This is a genomic window from Phormidesmis sp. 146-20 (assembly GCF_052939475.1).
Genome location: NZ_JBJPHT010000101.1, coordinates 1 through 5,229, shown reverse-complemented (window position 1 = coordinate 5,229; position 5,229 = coordinate 1). Strand labels below are relative to the sequence as shown.

General features: G+C 46.0%; 3 protein-coding genes. 2 read left to right on the top strand and 1 reads right to left on the bottom strand.

The genetic code is table 11. The features are described 5' to 3' along the window. Positions 1-65: 65 nt before the first annotated feature. A complete protein-coding gene (locus ACKFKH_RS33220; protein ID WP_446862674.1) occupies positions 66-2,351 on the bottom strand; it encodes a TonB-dependent siderophore receptor in 2,286 nt (761 codons plus the stop codon). Positions 2,352-2,843: 492 nt separating this feature from the next. Between ACKFKH_RS33220 and nikA the strand changes: the two genes are divergently transcribed. Both nikA and ACKFKH_RS33210 read left to right on the top strand, forming a co-directional pair. Then, a complete protein-coding gene (gene nikA, locus ACKFKH_RS33215; RefSeq protein WP_446862673.1) occupies positions 2,844-4,433 on the top strand; it encodes a nickel ABC transporter substrate-binding protein in 1,590 nt (529 codons plus the stop codon). Between the two features lie 15 nt (positions 4,434-4,448). Beyond that, complete coding sequence (locus tag ACKFKH_RS33210) at positions 4,449-5,207, top strand: ABC transporter permease (RefSeq protein ID WP_446862672.1); 759 nt, start codon at positions 4,449-4,451, stop codon at positions 5,205-5,207. Positions 5,208-5,229: the final 22 nt, after the last annotated feature.

The window sequence follows — 5,229 nt, the reverse complement described above, 5'->3', positions numbered from 1 at the left end:
AGAATCTAAGGTCTTACGGCGTTATCGCTGTCTAATTTTGTCCGGACTATTGCTGCATCGCAAACTTAGAATTGAACAGACAAGCTGCCTTGAACGGTAAAAGGAATCCCAGGAATGATACTTGAACGGCTTTGCGTACCCGCAAAATAAACCGTGTCAAACAGATTCTTAAAGTTGAGTCCTGCTCGAACCTTACCTGTGTTGTAGAAAATGCCTGCATCGACCCGCGCATAGCTTGGAACTTGAAAACTGTTTGCTAAGTCGCCCGATCGCCCATCTACAAAAAACACACCTGCTCCAAATCCTAACCCTTTGAGCCTGCCTGATTGCAGTGTGTAAGTCGTCCACAAGCTGGCAGTGTTGTAAGGAATGTTCACAAGCTGATTGCCTGCGGCGAAGCGATTATCTTGAGCAATTTCAGCATCCGTGTAAGCGTAAGAAGCAATCACGTTCCAGCCAGGTAAAACTTCCCCGACGATATCCAGTTCGATGCCTTGGCTGCGTTGTTCTCCCACTTGGATTGAGAAATTTTGATCTCTTGGGTCAGAGGTCAATACATTCGTTTTTGTGATTTTGTAGCCTGCGAGTGTGGCAGACAGTCGATTGGGAATCAAATCAGCTTTGACCCCAATTTCGTATTGTGTTCCCCGTTCGGGCTTGAAGGTTTCTCGATCGAGATCTCGCCCAATTTGCGGCTGAAACGATCGTGCATAATTTGCATAGAAAGCAAGCGTTTTGCTCGGTTGATATACCAGTCCAGCATTTGGAGAAAAAGCATTTCCAGTCTGCTGAATACTCAAAGCTGGAGCGCCAGGACGGATTTCTTCTTGATCATAAGTATCAAACCGTCCACCTAAAACAAGCTTGAGGTTATCTAGTAGATCAATCTGATTTTGTAGATAGATGCCCAATGTTTTAACATCACTGTTGACATCCAGTTCTGGGCGACGACGCAAGGGTGAGATGACAACACTGTTATAGTTTGGGTTAAACAAATCAATTGGGCTAGCTGTTCCGGTGAAGTTGTTATTGAACCAGCCAGAGATTTTTGTCAGCTCAATTCCTGCTAAAAGTGTATGTTTGATCGGGCCAGTATTAAACTTGCTAATTAGATCATTTCGCCAGGTGTAAGTATCAAATAGTTGATCAATGGTACTTGTATTAAGTGGGACAGTCCGATTGTCTGGGCGGAGATTGCCTGCTTGAACCGTTAGAGGGCGGAGTTCCTGGCTGCTTGTGATGCGTAAAGTACTGCGAAAAGATAAGCGATCGCTAAACTGATGATCAAGAGATAAGTAGGCTCGTTTTTCATCAAACTCATTTGATTTGCTTCCGGGGCCGAGATAGCGACTAATCGGAACATCAGGCACACCTCTACCTAATGCAACAAGTCCCCGATCGATCGGTCGCTCATCTTTGAGAAATGATCCTTCAAACGACAGCATTGTGCGGGGGCTAATTTTCCAGGCGAGACTGGGTGCAAGAAAGATGCGATCGCTGTCAACAAAATCACGAAAGCTTTCAGCCCGTTCAACTGCCACATTTAATCGATAAGAAACCGTACCTGTTGCATTCAGGTTGTCCGAAAAATCAAAGGTCGGACGAAAAAAACCATAGCTACCAACATTCAGACTCACAGTGTATGAAGGTCTGAACAGAGGTTTCTTACTAACAAAGTTGACCACTGCTCCTGGCTCGACCTGCCCAAATAGCACCGAAGCGGGGCCCTTCAACACCTCAATCTGCTCAATGTCGGCAGTCTCGATCGAGGTGAGCGAGTTAAATCTAAACAAGGCTCCTGCACTACTGCCTTCTAGCAGCCCATTGCGAAATTGAGTAACTGGAAAGCCTCGCCCTAAAAATTGTGAAAGCCTACCACCAAATGAATTGCCAAAAGTAATCCCACTGACATTTCGCAACGCATCATCAACCCGAGTTCCCCCTTGATCTTCTAAAACCTGTCGGGGAATCACCTGAATGTTTGCCGGAATGTCGCGCAGGGGGGTGTTGGTTCGAGTTGTTGATTCTGCGCTTGGAACTCGATAGCCTCGTGCCCCATCTCCTGTTACAGTTACCTCTTCTTCATCCGGCTCTATTGCCTGTGCAATGGATGTAAGTTCTGCGGTTTGGGTAAAAGAAGGGGGCTGTGCTGGCTCTAAATCAGCCGCTCGCTTAGAGATTTTTGCTAAACCTTGCGTTGTGGAAATTGATGATTCCTTTGTAGTAGAAGACTCATTCCCATCTAAAGATTCAGCTTGTGCAGCCGAAACCTGAACTGCTAACCCAACAAACAGTGCGATCGCTGGAAACTTTGCAGAGCAAATCACACCAATCCAATCAATTTTCGTCATGCTCATCACACACACACAAGTCTTATGAACAACGATTCAGTCTTTGACCGATCGCAGAGGGAACTAACATTTTGCAGTATCAACTTCCCGCCTGATCAAGCAGTGCAGGAGGCATCAACAGGTTCTATCTCAAAACTTTGAGGTAGCTTCTAGTTGTAGAGCGATCGCAGAGTAGCAAAGGCTAGAAACCTTTATCCCTCAAGCGATTCAAGTTTAATTGAGAAGCATTCTCATGATTAGCATTGACAGCACTGTATATGACTTTTTATACGGCTGTCAAGTTGTTGAGCCTATGCATAATTGCTGAAAAAATGATCTGGAGAGTAGACTTTTGCGCCTTTACAGGTTTAGTCCCTCCCCCCTGGATTGTTCTATTTTGAGTAAAAGTGCTAGTATTTCTTTCCAGCAGACTTATGATTTAGCAGAATTTAGCAGAAAACTTATCTAGAACCCTGTGTTCTAAAACGCATTTTGTTTTGCGATCGCACCCTCATGAGAAAGGCTCTTTTTCGCGTTTTGCTCGTGGTTGCGGCGGCTGTCATAGTTATTTTGCCAAGCTGTACCCAACCGAGTTCCCAATCTTCTCAAACTTCATTAACCTTTTCCTGGTCACAAGATGTAAGGTCACTAAATCCCCATCGATATGGGCCGAGTCAGATGTTTGCTCAAGATATGATCTATGAGCCACTTGTCACTTACGAGCGCGGCGGCAAGATTCAGCCTGCACTGGCAGAAAGTTGGAAGGTGTCACCCAACGGTCAACAGGTGACGTTTCAGCTTCGTAAAGGAGTAAAATTTTCGGACGGTACGCCGTTTGATGCAGTTGCGGCGAAAGCTAACTTTGATCAGATTTTGCAAAATCGAAAAGAGCATGACTGGCTCGGACTGGTGCAAGCCATCGATCGCGTCGAAGCCGTGGGCGATCGCACATTGCAAATGTTTTTGAAGACTCCCTACTATTCTGTCTTGCAAGAACTCACATTAGTTCGCCCTGTGCGCTTTCTGTCGCCCAAAGCGTTTCCAGACAGCGGAACCACTGCCCAAGGAATTAGAGCGCCAATTGGGACTGGAGCCTGGGTGCTTTCTGACTATCGGAAAGATACTTACGCCGTTTTTAAGCGCAATGAAAACTACTGGGGTCAAAAACCAGCACTCGAACAAGTGACCGTCAAAATCATTCCAGATAGCGAGACACGAGTTTTAGCATTTGAGAAAAACGAAGTCGATCTGATCTATGGCAGCGATGAAATTAGCCTCGACTCATTTCGGCAACTGCGTGATTCTGGTCAATACATTGCAGAAGTCTCTCCCCCTTTGAACACGAGAGCCTTCGCAATCAACACCAATCGCGGCGCAACCAAAGACCTCAAAGTGCGGCAGGCCATTCAGCATAGTGTTAATAAAGATGCGATCGTAACAGCCATCTTTTACAACACAGAGCAAAAAGCAGATACCTATCTTTCAAAAGAAGTGCCTTATGCCAATGTTGAGTTACAACCTTATTCCTATGATGTCGATCGCGCCAAAGCGCTACTTGATCAAGCTGGATGGCAGCAACCCGCAGGACAAGCAATCCGCCAGAAAAACGGTCAGCCACTGACACTTGACTTATCGTTTGGGGGTGACAATAAGGTCGATCGCGCGGTCGCAGAAGCCATTCAATCTGATTTGAAAACCGTGGGAATCGAGGTGAAGCTACTAGGTGAGGAAAGGCAAGCCTGGAGAGAGCGGCAAGCAAGCGGTGAGTTTCATTTGATTGTGAATGAGACTTGGGGCCCGCCTTATGAACCTCAAGCAATGGTGTCATCGATGCGTGTTCCAAGTCATGCCGACTATGCTGCACAACAGGGTCTGCCGATGAAAGCAGAGATCGATCGTAAGATTGGCGAAGTATTGACAACAACTCAGAAAGAAAAGCGCCAACAGCTTTATCGAGACATTCTCACGACGCTGCATGAACAAGCCGTTTATCTGCCGATTTCTTACTCTACGAATGTTGCCGTATTGCACAAAAACCTCTCAGGATTTGAATTTATGCCCCAAGCTTATCAAGTCCCCATTAGCAAACTCAGCAAGTCTTAACCTTCTTCTAATCCTGTGAAACTAACCAACCACTATGTTTTTAGGCGTGGCCTGCAATTGATTCCAGTTTTGATAGGAATCTCGATCGTGGCATTTCTCTTACTTCAACTCATGCCCAGCAATCCTGCTGTTGTTGTGCTTCGAGCCACCGACACTCCGACGACCCCAGAAGCGATCGCAGACATGCGAGAAAAGCTCGGTCTAAATCGTCCACTTTTGATTCAGTATCTAGACTGGCTTTGGCATGTTTTAAGATTGGATTTTGGGCGATCGTTCGTGACAGGCAAGCCAGTTTTACAGGAAGTCATCAACTACATTCCGACAACGTTGATGCTGATGCTCTGTACAACGGTGCTGATTTTTGTAGTAAGTTTGCCAATGGGGATTTTAGCTGCTTTGTATCGGGATACTGTTTTCGATCAGGTGAGTCGGCTATTTGCTTACATTGGCGTATCGATGCCGAGTTTTTGGCTGGGTTTTTTGCTGCTGTATGTATTTAGTTTCAAGCTCGGCTGGTTTTCGATTACAAGTCGCGGCTCGATCCTGGATTGGGTTTTACCATCAGTTACTTTAGCGTTTGCACCTGCGGCAGTTTATGCAAGATTGCTGCGCGGCAGTATGCTCGAAAGTCTAAATCAAAACTATGTACTGTATGCCAGGGCAAGAGGACTGTCAGAGCGCCTGGTGGTGCTGCAATATGGGTTAAAGAATGCACTCTTGCCAGTCGTTACGGTGTTTGGCTTGGGTATGTCAATAGTTTTGTGTCAAAGGTGAAAAGTTAGAGGGGAAATCGGTC

What these genes read in the sequence shown, in the direction of transcription:
- ACKFKH_RS33220 (WP_446862674.1), bottom strand. Translation starts at nt 2,351, where the DNA reads ATGACGAAAATTGATTGGATTGGTGTGATTTGCTCTGCAAAGTTTCCA.
- nikA (WP_446862673.1), top strand. Translation starts at nt 2,844, where the DNA reads ATGAGAAAGGCTCTTTTTCGCGTTTTGCTCGTGGTTGCGGCGGCTGTC.